Annotated in this window: 19 protein-coding genes and 5 pseudogenes; 13 read left to right on the forward strand and 11 right to left on the reverse strand. The window is 68.9% G+C overall.

Annotated elements, in window-relative coordinates:
• Positions 1–3: 3 nt before the first annotated feature.
• The 3 genes and pseudogenes from ACFZDJ_RS28210 to ACFZDJ_RS28220 all read right to left on the reverse strand — a co-directional run.
• Positions 4–1581 carry an ATP-binding cassette domain-containing protein gene (locus ACFZDJ_RS28210; protein ID WP_391062860.1) on the reverse strand — a complete coding sequence of 526 codons (1578 nt, stop codon included), beginning with the start codon at positions 1579–1581 and terminating at the stop codon, positions 4–6.
• Positions 1581–2915: a substrate-binding domain-containing protein gene (locus ACFZDJ_RS28215; protein WP_391063370.1), complete on the reverse strand. Its 1335-nt coding sequence runs from the start codon at positions 2913–2915 to the stop codon at positions 1581–1583. The genes ACFZDJ_RS28210 and ACFZDJ_RS28215 overlap by 1 nt, the downstream gene beginning before the upstream one ends.
• A gap of 195 nt (positions 2916–3110) precedes the next feature.
• Positions 3111–3299 (reverse strand): annotated as a pseudogene (locus tag ACFZDJ_RS28220) (transposase); the annotation flags it as partial.
• On the opposite strand from ACFZDJ_RS28220, the gene ACFZDJ_RS28225 reads away from it, so the two are divergent.
• Complete coding sequence (locus tag ACFZDJ_RS28225; protein ID WP_391062863.1) at positions 3284–3451, forward strand: hypothetical protein; 168 nt, start codon at positions 3284–3286, stop codon at positions 3449–3451. The pseudogene ACFZDJ_RS28220 and the gene ACFZDJ_RS28225 sit on opposite strands and share 16 nt — an antisense overlap.
• Positions 3452–3736: 285 nt before the next feature.
• Here the strand turns inward: ACFZDJ_RS28225 and ACFZDJ_RS28230 are convergent, their stop codons facing one another.
• Positions 3737–4210, reverse strand: a complete 474-nt coding sequence (locus ACFZDJ_RS28230; protein WP_391062866.1) for a MarR family transcriptional regulator — start codon at positions 4208–4210, stop codon at positions 3737–3739.
• Between the two features lie 322 nt (positions 4211–4532).
• Between ACFZDJ_RS28230 and ACFZDJ_RS28235 the strand changes: the two are divergent.
• A pseudogene (locus ACFZDJ_RS28235) lies at positions 4533–4649 on the forward strand (WhiB family transcriptional regulator); the annotation flags it as partial.
• A gap of 216 nt (positions 4650–4865) precedes the next feature.
• Here ACFZDJ_RS28235 and ACFZDJ_RS28240 read toward each other — a convergent pair.
• From ACFZDJ_RS28240 to ACFZDJ_RS28250, 3 genes and pseudogenes are all read right to left on the reverse strand, one after another.
• The gene (locus tag ACFZDJ_RS28240; RefSeq protein ID WP_391062869.1) at positions 4866–5399 is read right to left on the reverse strand and encodes a heme-binding protein; all 534 of its coding nucleotides are present in this window, start codon (positions 5397–5399) and stop codon (positions 4866–4868) included.
• Between the two features lie 273 nt (positions 5400–5672).
• Positions 5673–6070: pseudogene (locus tag ACFZDJ_RS28245) on the reverse strand (transposase); the annotation flags it as partial.
• Positions 6071–6118: 48 nt separating this feature from the next.
• Positions 6119–6334 (reverse strand): hypothetical protein, encoded by a 216-nt coding sequence (locus ACFZDJ_RS28250; RefSeq protein WP_391062872.1) that lies wholly within the window; start codon positions 6332–6334, stop codon positions 6119–6121.
• Between the two features lie 775 nt (positions 6335–7109).
• Between ACFZDJ_RS28250 and ACFZDJ_RS28255 the strand changes: the two genes are divergently transcribed.
• The 7 genes from ACFZDJ_RS28255 (at position 7110) to ACFZDJ_RS28285 (ending at position 15944) form a co-directional block, all read left to right on the forward strand.
• A complete protein-coding gene (locus ACFZDJ_RS28255) occupies positions 7110–8780 on the forward strand; it encodes a hypothetical protein (protein WP_384925809.1) in 1671 nt (556 codons plus the stop codon).
• Entirely contained in the window at positions 8773–9870 is a 1098-nt protein-coding gene (locus ACFZDJ_RS28260) for a Gfo/Idh/MocA family oxidoreductase (RefSeq protein ID WP_390941155.1), read from the forward strand. Before ACFZDJ_RS28255 ends, ACFZDJ_RS28260 begins: the two co-directional genes overlap by 8 nt.
• Entirely contained in the window at positions 9867–11006 is a 1140-nt protein-coding gene (locus tag ACFZDJ_RS28265; protein WP_384925805.1) for a Gfo/Idh/MocA family protein, read from the forward strand. Before ACFZDJ_RS28260 ends, ACFZDJ_RS28265 begins: the two co-directional genes overlap by 4 nt.
• Positions 11003–12265 (forward strand): radical SAM protein, encoded by a 1263-nt coding sequence (locus ACFZDJ_RS28270; RefSeq protein ID WP_391062877.1) that lies wholly within the window; start codon positions 11003–11005, stop codon positions 12263–12265. Before ACFZDJ_RS28265 ends, ACFZDJ_RS28270 begins: the two co-directional genes overlap by 4 nt.
• Before the next feature lie 85 nt (positions 12266–12350).
• On the forward strand, positions 12351–13559 hold the full coding sequence (locus tag ACFZDJ_RS28275) for an MFS transporter (protein ID WP_391062880.1): 1209 nt from the start codon (positions 12351–12353) through the stop codon (positions 13557–13559).
• A 20-nt stretch (positions 13560–13579) separates the two neighbouring features.
• Positions 13580–14872, forward strand: a complete 1293-nt coding sequence (locus tag ACFZDJ_RS28280; RefSeq protein ID WP_391062882.1) for a hypothetical protein — start codon at positions 13580–13582, stop codon at positions 14870–14872.
• Positions 14873–15320: 448 nt separating this feature from the next.
• Entirely contained in the window at positions 15321–15944 is a 624-nt protein-coding gene (locus ACFZDJ_RS28285) for a hypothetical protein (protein ID WP_391062885.1), read from the forward strand.
• Between the two features lie 66 nt (positions 15945–16010).
• Here the strand turns inward: ACFZDJ_RS28285 and ACFZDJ_RS28290 are convergent, their stop codons facing one another.
• Entirely contained in the window at positions 16011–16316 is a 306-nt protein-coding gene (locus ACFZDJ_RS28290) for a hypothetical protein (protein WP_391062888.1), read from the reverse strand.
• Between the two features lie 434 nt (positions 16317–16750).
• Entirely contained in the window at positions 16751–17605 is an 855-nt protein-coding gene (locus ACFZDJ_RS28295) for a helix-turn-helix domain-containing protein (RefSeq protein ID WP_391062890.1), read from the reverse strand.
• A gap of 157 nt (positions 17606–17762) precedes the next feature.
• Between ACFZDJ_RS28295 and ACFZDJ_RS28300 the strand changes: the two genes are divergently transcribed.
• Entirely contained in the window at positions 17763–18641 is an 879-nt protein-coding gene (locus ACFZDJ_RS28300; protein WP_391062892.1) for an alpha/beta fold hydrolase, read from the forward strand.
• Positions 18642–18806: 165 nt separating this feature from the next.
• Positions 18807–19196: a PPOX class F420-dependent oxidoreductase gene (locus ACFZDJ_RS28305; protein WP_391062893.1), complete on the forward strand. Its 390-nt coding sequence runs from the start codon at positions 18807–18809 to the stop codon at positions 19194–19196.
• A 303-nt stretch (positions 19197–19499) separates the two neighbouring features.
• Here ACFZDJ_RS28305 and ACFZDJ_RS28310 read toward each other — a convergent pair whose 3' ends face one another.
• The gene (locus tag ACFZDJ_RS28310) at positions 19500–19946 is read right to left on the reverse strand and encodes a thioesterase family protein (protein WP_391062895.1); all 447 of its coding nucleotides are present in this window, start codon (positions 19944–19946) and stop codon (positions 19500–19502) included.
• Between the two features lie 450 nt (positions 19947–20396).
• Between ACFZDJ_RS28310 and thpR the strand changes: the two genes are divergently transcribed.
• On the forward strand, positions 20397–20993 hold the full coding sequence (thpR, locus tag ACFZDJ_RS28315) for an RNA 2',3'-cyclic phosphodiesterase (protein ID WP_391062897.1): 597 nt from the start codon (positions 20397–20399) through the stop codon (positions 20991–20993).
• A gap of 104 nt (positions 20994–21097) precedes the next feature.
• On the opposite strand, the pseudogene ACFZDJ_RS28320 reads toward thpR, so the two are convergent.
• A pseudogene (locus ACFZDJ_RS28320) lies at positions 21098–21474 on the reverse strand (transcriptional regulator); the annotation flags it as partial.
• 300 nt (positions 21475–21774) lie between these two features.
• On the opposite strand from ACFZDJ_RS28320, the pseudogene ACFZDJ_RS28325 reads away from it, so the two are divergent.
• Positions 21775–22448 (forward strand): annotated as a pseudogene (locus tag ACFZDJ_RS28325) (transposase).
• Positions 22449–22550: the final 102 nt, after the last annotated feature.

Raw genomic sequence — 22550 nt, forward strand, 5'->3', positions numbered from 1 at the left:
ATCTCAATCAAGTGGGTCGCTGGGTGCGGACGTCGCGGGCAGCCCGATGCTTTCGCTGATCAGGCGGACCTCGCTGAGCTCGTGCCGGCCTAGTTCGGCGCTCACCTTGCCCTCACGCAGGATGAGGACCCGGTCGCAGAGATCGAGGATTTCCCCTGTGTCCGTGGAGGAGACGAGGACACTTGTGCCTGCCGCCCGGGCTTCGGCGATCAGCTCGTGGATCGCTGCCTTGGCGGCGACGTCGACGCCCTGGGTGGGCTCGTCCAACAGCAGCACCGCAGGGGCCATGCGCAGCCATTTGGCCATCACGACTTTCTGCTGGTTGCCACCGGAGAACAGGCCCAGCGGCCGGTCCGGCTGCGGTGGGCGCAGCGCGACGCGATCCGTCCAGGCCCTGGTCTCTCCCCGTTCCGCGGCCCGGTTCAGGCGCCCGAGCCCGCTGCGCAGCGGGCGCAGCCAGGGAAGGGTCAGGTTCTCCGTCGCCGTCATGGTCATGACGGCGCCCTGACGCAACCGGTCGGCGGGCACGTAGGCCAGTCCGTGCCGGATGCTGCGAGCGGGGTCGCCGGCCTTCAGGGCACGTTCAGCCACGGTCACCGAACCGGCGTGCCGGTCGATGGCGCCGAACAGCGCACCCGCCACATGCTCGCGCCCTGAGCCGAGCAGCCCACAGACTCCGACGATCTCGCCTTCGTGGAGGTCGAGATCCACTCCGCGCAGGACGTCGGTGACCAGGCCACGTGCCTGCAGGGTGAGACGGCCCCGCTCGTCGGCGTGTTCCATCCGGAATTCGGCCAACTCGCTTCCCGCGATCAGGGCCACCAGCCGGTCGTGGTCGACTTCGTCCGCCGGTACGTCGGCCACAAGCTTGCCGTCCCGGAGTGCGACGACTCGGTCGGACAGCCCGAGCACCTCGTCCAGGTGATGGGAAATGAAGACAACTCCCGCGCCTTCGGCGGCCACCCTGCGCACGGCGTCGAAGAGCAGATCGGCCTCGGCCGCGCCGAGTGCCGCCGTTGGCTCGTCAAGCACCAGGACGTTGCCCGTCGGTGACCAGTCGCTCATCGCACGGGCGATGGCCACGATGGTCCGCTCGGCCGCCGCGATCGCAGCGATCGGCTCGGTGACGTCGAAGTCGCCGCCGAACCGCCGGATCATCTTCTCCGCGGCCTGACGCTCCTCGCGTGCCTTGGCCGGCCGGAAGCCCCTCCGCCCGAGCGGCCGGGCTATGTCCAAGTTCTCTATCGTCGACAGACCGGGCACCAGGCCGAGGTCTTGGTGGATGAACCGTATGTCCTGGTGCTCGATCTCGGCCCCCGGGTCGGGCGTATGGATGCCCGCCAATACCTTGACCAGCGTGGACTTTCCCGAGCCGTTCTGTCCGACGACCGACACGACCTCACCGGGATTCACCTCGAAGCCGACGCTGTCCAGGGCTTTGGTCCCGGCGAAGGACTTCGACAGTCCTTGAACGCGCAGCAGCGGTCGCACACCGTCGGGACGGTCCTTGTTCGCCCCCGAGTCGGTGGTTGCCGGTCCATCCGGCAGGGTGCGGGAGCCCTGCGAAGCGGAGTTGCCCATCAGTGTGCCCTTCTCGCCTTGGCCCACAGCTTGGAGAAGCGCTGCACGAAGTCCGGGTAGGCCGAGAAGCCCTTGCTCACGTCGGCGGGAAGGTCTTCCTTGGTGATCAGCTGCAGGGGTACCTCGCCGGCCTTCTGTGCGTCGGTGAGGGGCTGGTCGGTGGCCAGGCGCACGGCCGCGTCGAGTTGGGTGAAGGCGAGAACGCCCGCGTCCAGGCCGACCGCGGCATCGATGCCGCCGTTCTTCATGTCCTGCAGGTTGGCCGGCACGGGTGCGGAGCCGGCGATCTTCACGTCGGTGATGCCTGCGCTGCGCAGCGCAGGGGCCAGGCCGGTGGCGGTCTCCAGGCTGCTGAAGAGGGCGATGTCAGTGTCCGGATGGGCCTGGAGATCGCTCACCACGCGGCTGGGCGCGGTGGTGCCGATCGCGGACAGGGGGATGTCGGCGTAGCGGACCGTGCATCCCGGGCAGTTCTTCTTGAGCTCCTTCGTGAACGCCTCCGTCGAGACCTTTGTGAAGTCGAGTTCCGGGTTGCCGTACCAGACGATGTTCGTGTCGCCGCCTCCGGTGACGATGGCCCAGTCGGCGAGGATCGTGCCCTGCCGCTCGTAGTTGAGCGGCCCGTTGATCGGTGCGTCGATGCCCTGCTTGGGGCCTCCCATCACGCCAGCGCCGACGACGGGGATGTCCGCCTGCTTGATCTTCTTGATGCTCGTGCCGACCGAGCCGAGGTTGACGGCGGGCAGCAGCAGTGCGACCGGGTCGTCGGCGGTGATCGAGGAGAGTGCGCTCTGCACGGCGTCGGCCGAGCTGCCGCTCTTGACGGTGTCGACCGGCGCTATGCCCATGGTGCTCGTGCCCATGCCGTAGAGCTGGTCCAGCAGCGCGCAGAAGGGGGAAGCGCACTGCATGAAGGAGATACGCTGACCGGGCTTCAGTCCTCGGGCCAGCGGCTGATCAACGGGGAAGGCCGTGGGCTTGGAGTAGGTGTCGACGACCTTCTTCGCCGCAGCCAGGTCGGCGTCGCCCTTCGGCCTCTGGGAGCCGCTGGCGCCGTCGCCGTCTGCGGCGGCACAGCTCGTCACTGTCAGACAGACCGCGACGGCCATGGCCGCCAGAGCGCGAGTCTTCCAGGGGCGCGGCAACACTCTTGACGCTCGGGACGCACGAGCATCGCTGGAGATGGACATGATTGCCTCTTCTCGCCGGTGACTGCGGTCCGCGGCGGGAGCAGCCGCCGATGCTCCGAGCGATGCCCGGAGCCGCCGACCGCGTCGTCGTCCCTGCCGACGGGGTGTATCGGTCAGCTTGGGCGCACCGGCACGTCCTGACATCGTCCACTCGACGCGCCTGAAATGGCTGTTTCGGTGGCAGACCGTGGGATCCCCGGCAGGGTGCACTACGACATTGGTCGCACCAGACCTGGCGATCTTGCGTGCCGCCGCGATGCCGGACAGCACCGTACAGACGTCCTGATCTTCAGCGAAGTAGTCGGGGTCGAGCAGGGGCGGGGCGTACGCCTCATCGGCGAGGCCCTTCTTGAGGAAGCCGGTGTCATCGACGATCAGGACTGCCTCGCGGTCTCCGAGGTGTTCCACGACGTAGTCGCGCACGTCGTTCAGGACCTCGTCGGCATCCCACTCGATCCGGTTCAGCAGCCGGTGGATGCGATCGGGACCCGTGTGCCCGGCTTCTTCCGCGAGTGTCCAGCCGTCACGGCAAGCACCGTTGCAGTACCAAGTTCGGCTGCATTGCGGCGCACCGCGTCTGTCGCATCGACGGTTTCAACTCCCTCATCACCGACCGTGCTCCCAACACCGAACTGCACACCGCCCTCGCTCATGCCGGAGCGAGCCTCCTCGTCACCTGAACGCATGACACCTCAACAAGCCAGGAACGGGTCGCGCGCTCGTGCCCATGGGAGGTTCGCGGAGCGGGATCGCCCGGCGTCTCCCCGCCGCCTCGGCGGGAGACGCCAGCCACGTGCGCCGTCGGACGTGAGGACGGTGCGTAGGGTCGGGCGCGTCGCTGTACGGCAGGCTGAGGACGGCTCTGGTCCGGCCGCACGGGCTCGGGCGAGACCCTCGAACGCGACGCCCGACCGTGCACCGAATGCCCTCTTCCTCCTCAGGACCGGGATACTCGAGGTGACCGGTCAGGAGGGGTGGCCCGTTGAATCCGCCAACCGGGCGACGAGGGCGTTCAGGCCCTTGCTGAGGCCGTCGAACTCCTCATCGGACAGGCTGTCGAGGAACAACTCGCGTACGAGACCGGCGTGTCCGGGTGCGGCAGCGCGGACCCTTTCCATTCCCTCTTCCGTGAGCGAGGCCACGACCCCTCGGTCGTCGCCGGCACAGGAACGGCGGCGCACGAGTCCGGCTTTCTCCAACTGTGTGACCTGATAGGTCAGGCCACTCTTCGAGGTGAGAGCGACATCCGCCAGCGCGGTCATGCGCAGTTCGCCGTCGGGCGCGTCGGCGAGGCGGCTGAGGACCTCGTACTGCTGGTGGGAGAGTTTCGCGTCATCCTTGAGCTGTTGCTCGACCTGGCGCTCGATCAGCGTGTTCACCAGCAAGAAGTTTCTCCACGCGGTCAGCTCGCGCTCGTCCAGCCATTTCGTGTCGGTCATCGGCATCCCTTCCGTTCTCGCTACCCCGAGCCTCCCGTGGTTCCAATTTTAACCACTTGTTTGCGTGTGTGCGGTTTCCAGGTTCCGCCTGCGACGAAGCGGGCTCGGTCGCAGCGAACGCACTGGCGGGCATGCGGTGATGCGAATGGAGCCGACTTTGGCGGTCAGACTCGCTTCATGGCTGTGTGCCACATCGGGCAACCGTCCCAGTGGGGCGCGGTGCGATGGCTTTCGGGCGGGCTCGGTGCCGAGGCGTAGTGCTTGGACGTGGCGGGGAGACGCTGCAGGTGGGCGGGTGCACCGCGCAGGTCACCACGTGCAAGGCACGACCGAGCGCGAGCGCCGCGCCCTGCTGCGGCGTCGACCAACAGCCACTTGCTGGCGATGCCTGTCGGTAACGGCCCGTGCGGAGCACGAGCGCTCTCATGACACCGCCCCGAGGCGAGTTGACACCCTTACATCCCACCGCCGGCGTCCCGTCGGCTGCTTGACCGACTCAGCTGCCGGTGCGCATATGTGCCGCCAGGCTTCTGTGCGCACAGGGCGAGGGGTCACCGCCACTGCCCTGTCCGCGGAGCAGCTGCCTCCTGGTGCGCACATGCCCGTGCCGCCCGGCCGGTGGCGGTCGGGCGGCACGTGGTGGGGTGATCGGTGGTCAGTTGAGGGTCTCGAGCGCTGCGTTGGCGAAGTCGGCGTCGAGTTCGCCGGTGGGGGCGCCGGAGACACCGATGCCGCCGACGATCTTGCCGTCAACCTTGATGGGGACACCGCCGGGCAGAATGCTGAAGCCGGGAATGTAGGTGAAGCCGGGCGAGGTCTTGGCGAAGTTCTGAATGTCGGCGGTCGGAGTCTGGAAGCCGGCCGCGGCGTAGGCCTTCTCGAAGCTGACCTGGACGGTGGCGCCGGTCGCGGTGTCCGCACGCTGCTGGTTGATGACCACGCCGTCACGGTCCACGACGGTCACGGAGACCGGGTAGCCCTTCTCGAGGCCCTTCTGCATCGCGATGTCGGAGACCTTCTTGGCCACCGACAGCGGCAGGTAGGAGGCGGTGCCGAGCTTGGTGCTGGTGGTGGACTGGGAAGCAACCGCGTTCGGCGTGGCGGACGCGCTGGGCAGGGTGGTCAGCACAGCGGCGACGGCACCTGCGGTGGCAATAGCGGCGGCAACGGTGAAGCTCATACGGGGCATGACGTTCTCCCGAGTCGAGGTTGTTTGAATTGGAACTTCCTGACGGGGCAGAACACTAGCCAGGAAGTTCAAACTCAAACAACCTTGGCGGATGTGACCTGCATCACCGGTATCTCGTCGCGCCTCACGCACCTCGGCACACAGCATCGATCGCCGCAGCGGCAGCGGTGCGACCCCTCTACCAGGCCCTCGACACCCTGCTGACCTGCCGCGGTGCTGGACCGGCACCCTGCGCCAAGTGCGGCCGCCCTCGGGCCGGCACCAGCGCCAGCACTACTGGTGTCCTGAGTCAGGAATTCGTTTCAGATAGCCGGCGAGGCGTTCGAGGATCTCGTCGGCGGTCTTCGTCCAGACGCATGGCCTGGGATTGGTGTTCCAGTCGGCGGTCCAGGTCCGCATGTCCTTCTCCAGGACCTGAACACCCTTGTGGACGCCTCGCTTTGTCTGCTCTTGTTCATGAGCTCTGCGAACCAGCGTTCCACCAGGTTGAGCCAAGACGATCCGGCGGGTGTGAAGTGCAGGTGGAAGCGCGGGTGGGCGATCAGCCAGGTCTTGATGGCCTGAGTCTTGTGGGTGGCGTAGTTGTCGAGGACCAGGTGCACGTCGAGACCCGGCGGGATCTCCCGGTCCGGTTTGGCCAGGAACTTCTTGAACTCCTCGGTCCGGCGCCGTGGCCGCACAGGCACCCCCGGCTTCGGCCCGGCCGACCTGCGCGCCGCCTACACGTTGCCCGACGACGGCGGGGAGGGCCTGACCGTCGCCGTGGTCGTCGCTCGCTGGACCGCTTCGTGGCAGCCGTCGAGGCGAGCGTCCACGGCGGACCCGCACCCTCCGCCGTCGCGCAGCTCGGCGGGTTCTCCGACCAGTGGCAGGTGGCTCCCGACCAGGACGGCCTGGTGCTCCTGGCGCAGATAGCCGGAAACGGCGTCGACCACACCCTGTTCACCATGAACCTGGTCGTGGGCGCCCGCGAGGACATCGCCGCGGGACGCTGGGCGAACCTCCGGTACGAGCAGCAGTACCGAGCCGGCCGAGCGGGAGCGCCGGGCAGACCGGCGCCCCGCTTCCCGGACGCCCTTTGCCGGCCAGTCATCGGAATTTCCACTGTTCTGAGGTTTACCGCAGTAATTCGGGGCTCTCGGCGCGTCTGCGCAAGCGGGAGTACGTCAGCCGCTCGGCAGCCTTTCCGCAGGCGTAACGCGCCATGCGAAGAGGCCGCAGAGACTGGAATAGGCCAGAGGGAATTGCGAACTGGCCATTCTGTGGAATGGGGCTCTCCGTTCCCATGGGGCCGTGAAATCCGGGGCGTCCCGCATCCCGGCACCCTGAAATGTCGGAATTGTATTCATGTAGCACACACGGACCGGCCCCGACCCATGGTTGACATTGTTTACCGGGCGACATGATCATGCAGTGCGGATCAAGGCGCATGATCCAACCGGTCCGAAGCAGTGGGCATTCGGGCAGTGCGAAGTCGCTCTCGCTGCCCCGTTACGCCTGCCTGGGAGAAACCGCCAGGCATGAGAAAGGAACCTAGCAGCGCTCCGCGGTCAGCTGTGGCTTTCGGGCCATGAGGACTCGAATCCGCCCGGCGCGGTTGCGTACCGGCCCCCGGCTGAAGGCATTCATTCTTCGCCGCTATATCCGTCACCCCAACCATGACACCCGCCATGCCGGAAACCCGGACGCGAGTGACGAAGGAGTGTGCACATGACGCTTGACGCCCTAATGGGCACATCCCCCAACGGCGACAGACTGTCGCGGACCGGCGCCACCCCGCGGCTCCACGCAGTGATCAGCGGACACTGGCCGTCGGACGTGCTGCTGCGCCTGCGACTGCGGCAATGGCCGGACCCGGCCGAACCGCCTCTGGAAGGCCACGAGGTGGTCGCTCTCGACGACGGCGGCTACGCGCACACCGTGGACACCGGCACCGGTCTCGTCACGGTGCAGTTCACACCCGAGCCGGACTCCGCGCCGCACACGCTGGAACACAGCGACCCGCCCACCCCGCGCTGGCGCGCCGCTGTGCTCACGGAGGGCGGGCGGCCGGATGCTCCGCGGCCGGCCGCGGTCGCGGGGGCACTGGCCGAGGCGCTGGGGAGCGAAGGCGTCGCCTTCAGCGAGACTGAGGTGGCAACGCTGTGGGAGGCGATGCCGCTGCTGCGCCGCTACGCCACCGAGGAGAGCGCTTTCACCGACTGGGCCCTGATCTTCCGCGACCACTACGTGGAGAACAGCGTCGGCTTCCTGCTCGCCGCCGAACGCGCCGGCTTCGCACCGCGGTGGATCTACGCCCTGGACAAGGGCGACAAGACGTTACGCCGGGACCGCGTGCACGCGTGGTTCCTCTCCCGGGGCTACCGCAGCGCCACGCTCGACAACTCCGTCGTGAACGGCACCGCCACCGACGAGGAGGTGGCCCACGCCCGGGCCGTGGGCGCCGACGTCGACGCCTTCGTCCGGACGGCTCGCGCCGAAGGCAGGCGCGTGCTGATCGTCGACGACGGCGGCATCATCGCCCTCGGCGCCGCGCACGACCGGCTGGTCACCGAACAGCCAGACGCCGCACTGGAGTTGACCGTCAGTGGCCTCAAACGCATCTCGACCGCCGACGACATGCACCTGCCCGTCTTCAACATGGCGCGCTCCCAGGTCAAGACGCACCTGGCCTACAACGAGATCGCCGACTCCTGCGTCCGGCGGCTGCGCGCCATAGTGCCGGGGGAGAAGTTCGTGGGACGCCGTGTGCTCTCCCTGGGCTTCGGCACCCTCGGCGCCCGGATCGCCAGGGCACTGCGCGCCACCGGGTGCCGCGTCACCGTCGTGGACACCGACACGCTCGCCCTTGTACGCGCCGCCGAGGAGGGGTTCGACACCAGCCGCTCGGCCCATGAGGCCCTGCTCCACATCCGTCCCTTCCTGATCGTCGGCACCACCGGCGAGGACGCGCTCACCGAGGCCGACCTGGGACTGCTGGCCGACGGCGTGCTGCTGGCCGGCTTCGCCACCCGGGACTTCAGCCTGCTCAGCGAGGGCCGCGTCGCCACCACGGCGACGGACGTCCCCGGCGTGGGCGTCCGTTACGCCCTGCCCGGGAACCGTTCGGCGGTCCTCCTCGGCGACGGCCGGTCCCTGAACCTGTACACGTACGAGGGCATCCCCAACCGCGGCTACGACGCCTACCGCGCCGCCACCCTGATCGCCGCCAAGCACCTGTGCCGCTCCGCGGCGACGCTGTCGTCCGGGATCCACTTGGGGGTCGTCGACGAGGTGGTGCGGGAGGCCGGGCTCTACGACGCCTACTACGAGACGTATCTCGCCGACACCGCCGGGCCGGCCGCCGGTGGCGCCGAGGACGGGGGCGACGCGCATGAATGACCTGCCCCGCGTGTGCGTCGTCGGCTACGGAGTGGCCGGCCGACTGCACCACCGACTGCTGGAAGCCGCTGGCCTGCGCGTCTGCACCGTGGACCCGGCACTGACCGGCGTGCCCGCCGGCGCCTACACCCGCCGCCCCGTCGAGCACTGGGCCGGCGTGGCGGACGTGTCGGCCCCCGTTGACCTGTGGTCGCTCTGCACCCCCACCCAGACGCACGTCGACGCCCTGGCGGCGGTCCTGGAACGCGATCCCCGGGCCCGCGTCATCCTGGAGAAACCGGCCTGCCGGGCGCAGGACATACCCCGCCTCCTGGATCTGCTGGAGCGGCACCCGCAGGCACGGGTGGTGGTGATGAACCAGTACCGGCACGCCCACGCACTGCGCCTGCTGGACGACCTCCGGCGCCGGCACCTGCCGTCCCACCCGGTGACGGCGGTCCACGTCGCCTTCAGCAAGGACCGGCGCGCCGACATGGAGGCAGGCCGGTTCGTCGACCGCGACCACGGTGTCTTCGGCTACGAATGGCCGCACATGCTCGCGGTGTTGAGCCGGCTGTTGCCCACCGACGCCTACCGCGCCTACGTCGATGGCCCGGTCGAGGACGTGCGCGGCGTCGTCCATCACGACTACTTCGTCACGGCCGCCCGGGAGCGGGCCACGGTCGCGGACGGCGTGGAGGTGGAGCTGTACTCCTCGGTCGTCGGCGACCCGCCGGGCGAGACCGACGCCCCCGACTGGGCCGTCGGCTTCGGACACTCCACCGGCGGCCGTCGGCGACTCGCCCAACTCCAGGTCGGTGGCGCGCTGTTCACGGCCGAGATGGACCCCGTCGCCCTCCCCGACGGAGACCGGCTGCCCGCCAACACCCACCGGCTGACGGCCCAACTCCCCACCGGCCGCCAGGAGATACTGGTGAACGACTCCCCCATGGACAACGCCCTGCGCACCGCGGTCGCGCGGCTCCTCGGCGACCTGCCCCTGCCCCCGGTCGACCTGGGGCCCGTGCACCGCATCAGCGCCCTCGCCGGCCACTTCGGGCGCGGTCGGGTCACCGCCGCGGCGGTACAGCTGAGCGGAGGCGCCGCATGAGCAGGCTCCGCTTCGGCGTGGTCGGCTGCGGGGTGATCGGCGGTCTGCACGCCCGGGTGCTCAGCTCCTACCCACCGCTCGCCGCGCGGGCGCGACTTGTCGCCGTCGCCTCGTCCGCACCGGAGCGCGCTCACCGGCTGGCGGCGGAGACCGGGAGCGAGGCGACCGACGTCGACAGCCTCCTGAACCGCTCGGACATCGATGTCATCAGCGTGTGCACACCCAGCGGACTCCACGCCGAACTGGGTCAACTGGCCCTGGCCGCAGGCAAACACGTCGTCGTGGAGAAGCCCGTCGACGTGACCGCCGCGGCGGCGGACCGGCTGATCGACAGCGCACGGAAGGCCGGACGCACCCTCGCCGTCATCAGCCAGCGCCGCTTCGACCCCGCCTCACGGATGCTGCGCTCCGCCCTCGACGCGGGGGAGTTGGGCACGCTGACGTCCGGACTGGTCGAAATCCCCCTGTGGCGCGGCCAGTCGTACTACGACTCGGGCGACTGGCGCGGCAGCCGTGCCCTGGACGGCGGGGGCGCCCTGCTCAACCAGGGTGTGCACGCCGTCGACCTCATCCAGTGGCTGCTGGGCCCGGTCGTGGAGGTCACCGCGCACACCGCCCTGCGGGGCCACCGCGGCATCGAGGTCGAGGACGTCGTCACCGCGAGCCTGCGGCATGCCGGCGGCGCCCTGACCTCCCTGCTGGCGACCACCGCGGCGTACCCGGGGCGCACCACGCGCCTGGCGGTCCACGGCGACCGGGGCAGCGCCGTGATCGACAACGACGAACTCGCCTACTTCCACGCCGCCGCGCCGGGGGACGACACCTCAGCCTACGGCGCCTACGGGGTGGGCAACCAGGCGGCCGAGCGCCGCCCGGTCACCTCCGCGGAGCGGCGGGACGCCAGCGGCCTGCTCCCCTCGCCCCACGGCGACCAGCTCCTCGACTTCTGCGAGGCGGTCGCCGCCGGCCGGGCGCCCGCCGTCGACGGCGAGGAGGGCCGTAGAGCCCTGCTGACCGTCCTCGCCATGTACGAGGCGGCGCGCACTGGCACCGTCACCCGAGTGCCGCCGGCCTCAACTCCCGCCCTCGCCACGGCAGCTGCCCCATCCGCCCCCATGACCCCGGAGCCGGCATGACCACTGTCATCTTCGTCGTCGCCGACGACGAGTTCGAGCGTGACTTCCTGCAACTTCCCCTGGACGTCGCCAACGCGGCGGCCCTGCTGCGGCAGGACGGGGTCCACGTCGCGGTCTGGGACCGCCGTTTGAGTGCCGAGGCACCCCCTGTCGACGCGGACGTGGCCGTCGTCGTCACGGCGATCGCGGACCGCGCCCAGTGCTATCCGCTCGATCTGCACCCGGTGCGTACCGCCGTGGAACAGGTACGGCGCACCTGGCCGGCCGCCAAGGTCGTCGCGGTCGGCCCGCACGCCACCCAACTGCCCGACGCCACACGGCGCGAGCTGGGCGTGGACCACGTGGCGCGGGGCGAGGCGGACGCGGCGGCGGTGCACGGCGTCCGGGACCTGCTGAGCGGCAGACCCGTGCTCGGTGAACTGCCGCTGAGCGGAACGTACCTCCCGCTGGACTTCGACGAGGCACCGCTGCCCGCCTACGACCTCCTGGACCTGACCGCCTACACCGCCGAGACGTTCACCGGCGGCCGTGTAAAGCGCGGGCCCTGCGGCATGGTGCTGGGGGTGCGCGGCTGCACCTACGGCTGCACGTTCTGCCATCTGCCGTTCGGTACGCGGATGCGCCCGCAGGCCGTGGGGCGCACGCTCGCGGAGATCGACGCGATGCGCGAACGCGGCGTGGACTCGCTGTTCTTCCTCGACTACGTCTTCGGTCTGCACCCGACCTTCTACAAGGACCTGTGCACCGAACTCGCCGGCGGCGGCCTCGGCTGGAGCGGTCAGAGCCGGGCAGAGGTGGTCCTGCGGCAGGACGTCGACCTGTGGGCCGCCGCCGGATGCAACGGCATGTGGCTGGGCGCCGAGTCACCGGCCGTCGCCGAGACCGGCGTCGGCAAACGGGTCTCGGCGGAGAAGATCGACGCGGCGATCCGCAGGCTCTCGGGGGCCGGTATCACCCCCTTCGCCTTCATCCTGCTGGGTCTGCCCGGCGACCCGTCCTGCCTGAGCGGCGAAGTCGTCGACTGGGCCGCCTCGCTGCCCGGGTACTTCGGGCTCAACCAGCTCTTCCTGCGCCCCGGCACCCCGCTCTACGACGAGCTGGCGGCCGACTACAACGGCGGTACCCGGCCGACGAGTTGGGCCGAGGTGGAGGCGGTCACCCGACGCTACCGGGAGCGCTATCCGGTCAGCCTGGACGACCTGTGGGACCGGCTCGTCCGGCTGCCGAACTACATCGGCAACGCAATGGCCGCCGTATGAGCGCGGACGCCGAGTAGACCGTCACCGACGAGGGCCCGGCACACCTTGGTGTGCCGGTGCCCGAAACGGAGGAGTCCGTCCCACCGTGACCACCGATACCCAGAGCGAGGCGCGCGAGGCGGCCGCCGCCAGGCCGGCGCTGCCACGCGCGTTCTGGTGGCTGTGGACCGCCACGCTCGTCAACCGACTCGGCGGCTTCGTAGTCGTGTTCCTGTCGCTGTACGTGACGCTGGAACGCGGCTACTCGGCGTCCTTCGCCGGCTTCGTCACCACGCTCTACGGCGTCGGCGGCGCGGTCGGCGCGGTCGGCGGCGGCCTCCTCGCGGACCGGCTGGGCAGGCGAGCCACCCTGCTGGGCGCCCAGCTCCTGAGCGCCCTCACCACGGGGGCGCTGGCGTTCGCCCACGGCCGGGTGGCGCTGGCGGTCACCGCGTGCCTGATCGGCCTGGCGGGCAACGCCTCCCGGCCGGTCGTCCAGGCCGTGGTGGCGGACGTGGTCCCGGCGAAGGCCCGGGTCAGGGCGTTCTCCCTCACCTACTGGGCCGTCAACATCGGTGTCTCCGTCTCCGCCGCGCTCGCCGGGGTACTGGCGCAGCACGGCTACCTCCCGCTCTTCCTCGGCGAGGCGGCGGTGACCGTGCTGTGCGCGCTGACCGTGTACGCCGCGGTGCCCGAGACCCGGCCCGATCCGGTACGGCGGCCGAGCGCCGACCCGGTCGCGGAGGCCGGGGACCGGTCACGGCGGCGTCGGTTCCTGGCCTTCGTGGCCGTGACCTTCCTGGTCGCGCTGCTGATGCAGGAGGTCAGTACCGCGCTCCCGCTCACCATGGCGGGAGCGGGCCACACCGCGCGCGACTACGGCCTGGTCATCAGTCTCAACGCCCTGCTCGTCGTGGCGCTGCAACTCCCCGCGGGCCGGGTCATCGCCCGGTACGGCCCCGCGGGTCCGCTGGTTCTCGGCGCTCTGCTGCTGGGGGGAGGACTGGGCCTGACCGCCGGGGCCGCCTCGCTTCCGGCGTACGCCCTGACCGTGGTGGTCTGGACGGTCGGCGAGATCCTCCTGGCGCCGACCTCCATGGCCGTCGTGGCCGAACTGGTGCCCGGCCATGCGCACGGGCGCCACCAGGGCATGTACAGCTTCGTCTGGGCGGCGGCGGCGTGCGTCGCCCCAGCGGTCTCGGGCTACGCACTGGACACCGTGGGGCAGGCCGCCCTGTGGGGCGCGAGCGCGGCGCTGGGCGCGCTCGCGGCCGCGGGATATTTCCTCATTCTGCGCGGACGGCGCAGCGACTGACGAGTGGAAGGAATGACGGGATGACCGAGAGGATGACGTTCTGGGACTACTCAAGGTCGCAGACGCTCAGCCGTTTCAACGGTTCGGTGATCGACGTGCGTGAATTGGCGGAGCTGTGCGCCATCCGTAAGGAAGCGGACTCGGTCGACCTGCAATTCCCTTCGCCGGACGAGATGACGGGAATTCACCCGCTGGCACTCAAACGGCCGCGCCGGTGGGAGGCGGCGATCGCGGCAGTGATCTACGCCTGCAGCGGCCAGATCGCCGCGCGACAGGAGGTCATCAAGGCGAGAGAGCTGCTGGACCGGCTCGGCAGGCCCGAGCGGAGCGCCCTCACCGTGTCGCGCATGCTGGCACTGGTCCCCGCTATGATCGCCGGCTTCCGCTTCAGCCGGCAGGGCGAGACCTTCAACCCGGAGGCCAACCGCTACCTGGAAGGCGCGCGCTTCCTCTCGGTGCTGCTGGAGGACCGGCCGGCCCTCGACGTGGAGATTGGGCTCTGTGCCCACCGGGCGGGGGTGACCAATCCGGTTCTCCCCGAGCACGTCAGCCCGACGGGCGCCGACCGTATGGTGGCGTTCGTCGGCGCGCTGCTGGACAACTCGCTCGCGAGGAAGCGGACGGTCAACGTGTCGCAGCAGACGGCGACCGACCGGGCGGCGAGCACGGTGAATTCCCTCGTCTTCACGCATTACGCGGCCGAAGGAAGGCTGGAGCACCTTCTCCGCATTCTCGATCAGCACGCGGACGACATGAGAACGGTACTGGCGCGGCACAACACTGTTTCGCGGACGGAATTCCGGTTCACGCCGCTCGATCCCTTCAGCGACTCGGTCGAGCGCGACATGGAGAGAGTCTTCGGCCCGGACTGGTCCGGCGCGCCCGCCGACCCGCGATGGGAGAGCGGGGGGACGCTGGACGCGGCCGTCGAGGAGGCGAAGGGAAAGATGGCCCGGTTCATGCGGAACGAGCCGCTCGACCTCGACCGGCTGCTCACGCTGCACAAGAACTCCGACCACGCCAGCGAGCGCGGTGTGTCGGCGCTGCACTGGTTCGACCGGCATCAGCGGCAGTCGCTTGAGGTCCGGGCCCGCTACGACGTCGCTTTCCACCACCGGCTGGCGCTGACCACCCTGCACAAGGACGGCGTGGGCATCGGCATGGAGCGGGGCTGGGACGCGTACCAGTGGCTCGCCTGGAGCGCCGCGTACGGGTCGACCCGGACGGCGATGCCGCTGCTCTACGCCAGGAGTTCGACCGAGCCCGCGAACCACATCTCGCTGCGCACCTTCAACCTCCGGCAGTTCTGGTGACGCTCAGAGGGGGGTTAGTTATGGAGGTGCTCGCACGTCTGTGCGGCCATTCACCCCACCAGGCCGAGGAGTTCCTGGACCGGCTGGTGGCTTCACGGTCGCTGGCTGCCTGGCACTACTGCCGGGATACCAGCGAAGTCGCCTGGCGCCTGTCTCGCCAGGTCAGGGTGGGTCGCGCGGCGGTTCGGCAGTGACAGCGCAACGGTCAGCAGCTGTGTCACATGCCCCGCGTCGGCCGGCTGCTCACCCTGCAAGGGGAGAGTGAGGCATCACGCGAGAGGAACATCCGGTTGCCCTCGTGCGTACTATCTCTAAACTGCCGCATGCTGCGGCAGTTGTGTCCTGCGGGTGATCCGGTCATCTCAGACGGGACACCCACTTCCATCCGTTCGCGCACATGGCTCCTGCTTTCACCGCCGTGCCCGCGGACTGCAGAAAGGCCCATGCCATGCCCGAAAGCCAGACCCACTCCACAGAACTGACCTCCCAGTACGTCGCCCAGGTGACGGGCGACCTTGAGCGCAACACCAAGGAACAGGAACGTATCGGCCTGGAGATCGAAGCCCTGCAGGAGCAGTTGCGTGCCCTGCAGCACGACCACACCGTGCTGGTGAACATGCAGCAGGCACTCGGCAGTGCAAGTCCCGCCGCCGAGGCAACCCCGGCGGCCGCACCGTCCGTGCCTCACCAGACCTCCGCCGAGCCCAAGCAGAGCAAGCCCAAGAAGCCGACCGCCACCAGCGCGCAGAAGACGGCACCCAAGAAGCCCGCCGCCAAGGCCCCATCCGCGAAGGCACCCACGGCAGCCACCAAGCCGACCCTCGTCGAGCTGATCCGCGGCCACCTGGAGCAGGAGAGCGAGCCGCGCTCCGCTGCCGAGATCGCCGCCGCGCTCACGCAGGCCCACCCCGACCGGAGCGTGAAGACCACGGTCGTGCGCACCACCCTCGAAGGGCTGGTCGCCAAGAGCCATGCTCACCGCACCAAGCAGGGCTCGTCGGTCTTCTACACCGCCACGGCCGCCTCGGAGCCCGCTGCGGCCGAGCCGCAGCAGGAGGCAGTGGCCGGCTGAGCTTCCTCCGGCCGCTCAACCAGCCGCCACCATGCCCACCCCAGTTGACGCGCCCCGGCCGGGAGGTCAGCGCGAAGGGCGCAGCCTGCGCGCGGCGGTGCGGGACTGAGACGGTGCCGAGCAGACCAGGTAGCGGATCTTGCTGGGGTCCTGGCCCATGACTTCGGCGGCCGCGGTGCTGCTGCAGTCGAGCAGGCAGTTCAGTACCAGGGCGTCGTACTGCAGGGGTGGGCAGTCGCTGAGTGGCGGCGGGACGGGGCGCTGGGTGCGGATGTAGGCGCTCAGCAGCGTCCGTGCCCGGGCGACAGGGTTGGAATGGCTGACGATGTCGGGCCACCTGACGGCCAGTTCGCCCAGTGCGCAGCGCACCACGCGGTGCGCATCCTTCTCGGGCAGATGAGCGCGCGCGAAAAAGGCGGCTCTCGTACAACAGTCCTGCTGCAAAACTCCCCGGCTGCTCTTGATACCAGCCCAAAGTCGGCAAGTGGCACGGAGCGCGTCGAGCTCAACGACTGGCAGGGCTGGCAGTCGTAGTGCTCGTCACAGGACGGTAGTCGGCGGCGACGTCATCTGAAGGTGGGCGGGCGTCGATGAGGCATGGTCGGCTCTCAAGGACAATCCACTGGTAATCCAGCCCGACGCTTGATGAGGATGTCGGCCGGAGGAACACCTGCGGCGCACAGAGCCAGGGCAGAACAGTCGCTGGACTGCTGTGTCCCTATGCCGCGGACCACCATGACCAGTTGCTTGGTCAGGGTGACCTCCATGGCGTGATACGGGTCTGGGGCAGTCACCGAGACCGGAGCTCAAGTGTCGGAGTCGGTGGGGGTGGCGCAGGCGAGCCGGCGCAACACGTCCAGGCTGTTGCTCTCTGGCGGCGCGGTCATGACCATGAGCAGTTGCTGTTCGTCGAGGGTGCGCAGGACCTGCCAGTCGAGGGGATAGTCGCCGGTGTCGGGGTGCGTGAGGTGCTTGGTGCCGGTCGTGTCGTAGCTGGTGTGCTGTTCGGCCCACCAGGTACGGAAGTCGGCGTCGGTGAGGGAGAGTTCGCCGATGAGGGAGGAGATTCTGGGTTCGCTGTGTCCGTTGGTGGTGACGCGGACGAAGCCGACACAGATCCGGGCGAGGGGTGCCCAGTCGGTGTAGCGTCCGCGGATCTGGGGGTCGAGGAAGAGCATGCGCAGGAAGTTGCGTTCGCGGTGGGGCACGTGGGCGAAGTCTCGGAAGACGGCGGTGGCCAGCGGGTTCCAGGCCAGGATGTCGAGGTAGCGGCCAAGGACGAGGGCGGGGCTGTCGCGCAGGTTGTCCAGCAGTTGCTGAAGCTGGGGGCGCACTCGTTCAGCCCCTGTCTGCTTGCGGGGGCGCTGGTCGGTTTTGCTGGCGAGTTGGAAGAGGTAGTTGCGTTCGTCCTCGCCCAGGCGCAGGGCGTCGGCCAGGGCGTCCAGGACGACCGGGGAGGCGCCGGCGAGGCGGCCCTGTTCGAGGCGGGTGTAGTAGTCGGTGCTGATCGAGGCCAGTTGGGCGACTTCCTCGCGGCGCAGGCCCGGGACGCGGCGGGATTGCCCGGGCGTGGACAGGCCGACGTCCCCCGGGTCGAGGCGGCTGCGGTGCGCTTTGAGGAACGCGGCGAGTTCCCCGGAACGGTCCGTGCGTGGGCTCATGCCACTCATAGTCTCCCATGGACAGACCGACATGAAGGGGTAGGGCGAACCTAGGAAAGCTCCTTCCCAGGAAGACTCTTTCCCCTGGTCAGAGTGGCGTTACCACCGAATACTCATTGTCGAGCCCGAGAGAACTTCCCCTGAAAGGCAATCAGTCATGCGTCTCGACATCTCCTTCGACAGCCACGGCAACCGCCTCGCCGGCCACCTCTACCTCCCCGAGAACCGCACCGGCGCTCTCCCGGCCGTCGTCGTGGTCGGAGCCGCCTCCGGCACCAAGGAGCAGTCCCCGGCGGCCTACGGCACCCGGCTCGCCGAACTCGGCTATGCGGCCCTGGCGTTCGACCACACCAGCTATGGCGACAGCGAGGGAGTTCCCCGCTTCGACGAGGACCCGTACGCGAAGACCGAGGACATCAAGAACGCGGTGACCTTCCTCGTTGGCCGCGAGGAGGTGGACCGGGAGCGGATCGCGGCGGTCGGCGTGTGCGGCGGAGGCGGCTACGTCCCCTACGCCGCGGTCGCCGACCGGCGGATCAAGGCGGTCGCGACGGTCAGCGGCCTGCCCGACCTGCGCGCCACCATCACCAGCGGCTACGCGGGCGACTGGCGCCAGACCATGGGCGCCGCAGCCCTGGCACGCGAGGTGTACGCGCAGGGCGCGGAAGCGCAGTACGTGCCCTTCATGCCCGATGGCGATGGCGGCGAATGGGTCAACAACGGCAAGAAGTTCTACCTCAGCGACCGCAACCAGGACCCCGCCTGGAACAACAAGATGCTGCTGTGGTCGTACGACAAGATGGCCCAGTTCTCCGCCCTGGACACCATCGAACTCCTCGCGCCCACCCCTCTGCTGCTCATCGCCGGCACCAAGGCCGAGACTCTCCAGCAGAGCCAGGCCGCCTATGACGCCGCCCAGGAACCGAAGGAACTCTTCCTGATCGAGGACGGCACGCACTTCGACTTCTACGACCTCCCCGAGTTCGTCACCCCCGCTGTCACCAAGATCGACAGCTTCTTGCGCAACAACCTCTGACTCCCCCACGGCAGCCGCCGCCCACCCGCTCGCACCCCGCCCCGTCGGGGAACCGGGCCCGGACACGGCGGCGGCTGCCGGCACCGCGCCTCCCCCACTCCCGCCTCTCTCCGCACAACCGCCACCGCCACGCCTTCACCCTCAGGACCAGGAGATCGTTTCGACATGGGCGCCACCGCACTGGAAAGCCTCGGCGCGGGCAAGTACCTGCTCGTCACCAGCTACCGCAAGAACGGAAGCCCCGTCCCCACCCCCGTCTGGGTCGTACGCGACGGCGACACTCTCGGCATCTGGACCCCCGCCGACTCCTACAAGGTCAAGCGCATCCGTGCCCGCGGCGACATCCTCGTCGGCCCCTGCGACCTGCGAGGCAACCCCCTCGGCGACCAGGTCCCTGCCACCGCCGAGATCTGTGATCCCGACACCACCGCCCGCTACCGCAAGCTCATCACCCGCAAATACGGCATCGTCGGCCGCCTGACTCTCCTCAGCAGCCGCCTGCGCAACGGCACGCACGGCTCCACCGGTATCCGCATCGTCCTCGACCAGCAATGAACCCTCACGGGAAGCCGGCTGCGGCCAGGTCTCCTTCACCCGTCCGCAGGCTGTCTCCTGCTGCCGCTCCTCGGCCCGTCCGGCCGGCACCTGGCAGGAGAACCTGTGCCACACCAGCGGGGCTTGTGCGCCCCTTGCACGGTCCAACTCTTGTGGAAGCGGCCGCCGATCACCGTTTTGACCTGCGGCAGCATCCAACGCTGTCCGGCCACCCGTGCGCGGTGGCAGCAACTGGGTGACCACGTTACGGTTCCCGCCGGTCAGCGACACCGCGAGTCTGTCAGCGCAACCATCATGGGACTCTCAGGGCCGGTCGCCGATGACTTCGCAATCATCGGATCGAGCGGCCTCGAAAGTGGCCCGGAGTCCAGACGGTGGTGCGCTGATTTTCCGGGCGCGAACGTCAATCCACGCGCCAAGCGAGCGCACGACAGCGGCTTCGTCCCCATTCTCCCGGGACACCGCATGTTGGATTCGCCACCGCGCACCGTCCGCACTCAGCCCCACGACTTGGCATGACACGCTGACCTGCTCAGCGAGGAAAACCTCACGCAGGTACGTAACTTCCTCGCTGAGCAGGACAGCACCAAAGCCCTCCTTCTGCAGCGCACGAACGTCCCACCCCGACTCCGTGAGGAAGCTCAGGCGCGCAGTGCTCGCATACTCCGAATACCTCGTGCTGCGTAGATGGCCGTTTAGGTCGACGTCGTCCCAGCGGACCTCGAAAGACTTCTTAAAGATCTTGGACATGCCAGAACACTAGCCCACCGAACTCCGGGCAGTTGAGAGCCCCCCACGGAGCCACGGCCGTCCGGGCCATCCACCACGCCGAGAGCAACTGCGGTGAGGGCAGGGCGGGTTGAGAGAATCATCGTGGTCGCGGTCGGCCGGTCGGTCGGTCCAACAGGCAGATCGCGATCAGCGCGGGCGACATGCCAAGATCGCGTTCCGGGCGATCGCGGGTCGTCTCAGGAATGTCTCAGGCGTGTCGTTCGTGGACGGTCGACAGGGACGCGGTCGTGCCGAGTCAGCAGGCAGGAGACCCATGCCGTCCGCTTCCCTGGTCTGTGATCCAGCGGCTCGGGCTCGGCCTTGTCGCCGCCCGCCAGAAGCGGCTTCTTCGGCATCGCGACCGCGAGCGCCTCTCCTGCAGTACCTGGGCTGTCGCATCCACGACCCGGGTGCGGTACGAAGTCCGGTGTGAATGATCAGACTCAGCCCGCGACCTTTCGCGTGTTCATCGCCCTCGCCCCGCCCGACCATGCGAAAGAAGAACTAGCCCGGGAGCTGCGCCCTGCCTATGACACACACCCTCACATGCGGTGGAACCGCATTGAAGACTGGCACATCACCCTGGCGTTCCTGGGGGAGCTCCCGGCCGAGACAATTCCGCTCCTGCGACCGCCTCTTGCCAACCTCGCAGCGGACCACCAACCACTTTGTTTGGCACTGCGCGGCAGCGGAAGCTTCGACGACCGGGTGCTGTGGAGCGGAATCGACGGAGACCTCGATGAGCTGCACATGCTCGCCGCCAACGTGCGTACCGCCGTCAAAAACTGCGGTGTCGCCTTCGAGGATCGACCCCTGCGCCCCCATCTGACGTTGGCCCGTGCCCGCCGAGGAGATCGATCCTCGGCAGGAGAAATCGCCGAAGGGTTCGCCGGCTTCACCGGCCGCCGATGGCCTGCCGAACGTCTGCACCTGGTCGGCAGCAACGTCGGCCGTAGCCGCGGACCGATCCACTACCGCGACATCGAGGCTTGGACCTTCGGCAACGGGAACTCCACTGGATCTTGAACGAACCAACGGCGCCCCAGGGATACGTGATCACCCCGGGGCCTCCCGCAGAACTCGCGCATCAGGCGCTGGCCGATCACAGCACCGTGTTCACCGGTTCTGCCGTCGGCGGGGCCATGGCTGCCCCTGGGCGAAGGGTTCTCGGTGGCGGCCCGGCCGGCAAGGAGCTGCAGGGCGTCGTAGTCGGGGTGCCGGACGTGGCGGTGTACGCGGTGAGGGTAAGGCCAGGCTGCACGGGCAGTTCCATGGCGCCGAAGTCCAGGATGAGGACGCCGATGGCGGGGTGGCGGATGGATTTGCGGCCGGTGTGGTGCAGGCGCACGTTGTGCTTGGCCCAGGCGGTGCGGTATTCCTCGCTGCGCGTGACGAGTTCGCCGATCAGGCCGGTCAGGTCGGTGTTGTGATGAGCGCGGCCGGCTTCGGTGCGTAGCAGGGAGACGGCGGTGTTCAGGGACTCGTCCCAGTCGGGGAAGAAGTCGCGGCACACGCACCACAACAGTGCTGATTTCGAGGGGAGTTGTGACATCCGGCTGCGCAGAGGGCTACGCCACGGGAGTAAGCTGCCGCGTGGTTACAGAGCTGCGATGCAGACGGGCCGACAGGCATGCAGGAGCAGGGGCTCTGCGGTGTGTGCCCGGGGCCCGGAAGCAGGGAGGACATCAGCGGTGATGTCGACCAGCCTGGCCTCGTTGAGCGGTTTGGCCCACACGTGCTCCTAGCAGCATCCACCGGCGCATGGTGGTCGGCTCGCCACCTGCGGTCTTCGCCGGGATGTGTTCGTATGCGCGGCATCGGCTTGGGTGGGGGCGCTCATCAGGTACGTGCTCGTCTGGCCGATGGGCGTGGCCCAGTGCCGACCGCGGCCGTGATCGACTCCCAGACCGTCCGCGCCGCCGACACCGTCCCGACCGCCGGCAGCGGGTACGACGGCGGGAACAAGATCAAGGGCCGCAAGCGGCACGTCGCGGTCGACACGGCGGGCTGCTGTTGACCGTCGTGGTCACGACCGCCTCCTTGCAGGACCGCGACGGTGCGTTCCGCATCACCGCCGCGCTGTGCCAGGCGTTCTCCACGATCACCCCGGCGTGGGCCGACGCCGGGTACACAGGCCGGTTCGTCCGCGACGCGCGCAGCATCCAGGACCTGGCCGTGGCGATCGTCAAGCGCCCCGACCAGGCCAAGGGCTTTGTCCTGCTCCCCCGCCGCTGGGTCGTAGAAAGCTCCGTCGCCTGGCTGACCAGGTTCCGCCACCTCGTACGCGACTACGAGACCCTCCCAGCCACCCACGAAGCCATGATCTGGACAGCCGCCACCTGGCAGCTCAGCAACCGCCTCACCTGCTGGCCCAGTTCACAGACGCTCTCCAAGGCCCCCGTCCAGGTAGCGATGGCATGCCTCGCACGAGTCCAGGCCGGCCTCTGTCACGATGCAGGATTCATGACGGGAAGCCGGTGAAGCCGTGAACGGCCCGTTGGCCGACGCAGATCGTATCGCCGTGACATGACCGAGCTGTCAACGAACGGGGGCCTCATCGGACGTCACTCGATACCAGCCTGT

Origin of the sequence: Streptomyces sp. NPDC007896, assembly GCF_042959425.1 — a bacterium.
GTDB lineage: Bacteria > Actinomycetota > Actinomycetes > Streptomycetales > Streptomycetaceae > Streptomyces.

Coding starts and splice junctions, on each gene's coding strand:
- ACFZDJ_RS28300 (WP_391062892.1), top strand. CDS start 17,763: ATGCGTCTCGACATCTCCTTCGACAGCCACGGCAACCGCCTCGCCGGC.
- ACFZDJ_RS28265 (WP_384925805.1), top strand. CDS start 9,867: ATGAGCAGGCTCCGCTTCGGCGTGGTCGGCTGCGGGGTGATCGGCGGT.
- ACFZDJ_RS28280 (WP_391062882.1), top strand. CDS start 13,580: ATGACCGAGAGGATGACGTTCTGGGACTACTCAAGGTCGCAGACGCTC.
- ACFZDJ_RS28310 (WP_391062895.1), bottom strand. CDS start 19,946: ATGTCCAAGATCTTTAAGAAGTCTTTCGAGGTCCGCTGGGACGACGTC.
- ACFZDJ_RS28305 (WP_391062893.1), top strand. CDS start 18,807: ATGGGCGCCACCGCACTGGAAAGCCTCGGCGCGGGCAAGTACCTGCTC.
- ACFZDJ_RS28255 (WP_384925809.1), top strand. CDS start 7,110: ATGACGCTTGACGCCCTAATGGGCACATCCCCCAACGGCGACAGACTG.
- ACFZDJ_RS28210 (WP_391062860.1), bottom strand. CDS start 1,581: ATGGGCAACTCCGCTTCGCAGGGCTCCCGCACCCTGCCGGATGGACCG.
- ACFZDJ_RS28240 (WP_391062869.1), bottom strand. CDS start 5,399: ATGCCCCGTATGAGCTTCACCGTTGCCGCCGCTATTGCCACCGCAGGT.
- ACFZDJ_RS28270 (WP_391062877.1), top strand. CDS start 11,003: ATGACCACTGTCATCTTCGTCGTCGCCGACGACGAGTTCGAGCGTGAC.
- ACFZDJ_RS28295 (WP_391062890.1), bottom strand. CDS start 17,605: ATGAGCCCACGCACGGACCGTTCCGGGGAACTCGCCGCGTTCCTCAAA.
- ACFZDJ_RS28285 (WP_391062885.1), top strand. CDS start 15,321: ATGCCCGAAAGCCAGACCCACTCCACAGAACTGACCTCCCAGTACGTC.
- ACFZDJ_RS28260 (WP_390941155.1), top strand. CDS start 8,773: ATGAATGACCTGCCCCGCGTGTGCGTCGTCGGCTACGGAGTGGCCGGC.
- ACFZDJ_RS28215 (WP_391063370.1), bottom strand. CDS start 2,915: ATGTCAGGACGTGCCGGTGCGCCCAAGCTGACCGATACACCCCGTCGG.
- ACFZDJ_RS28230 (WP_391062866.1), bottom strand. CDS start 4,210: ATGACCGACACGAAATGGCTGGACGAGCGCGAGCTGACCGCGTGGAGA.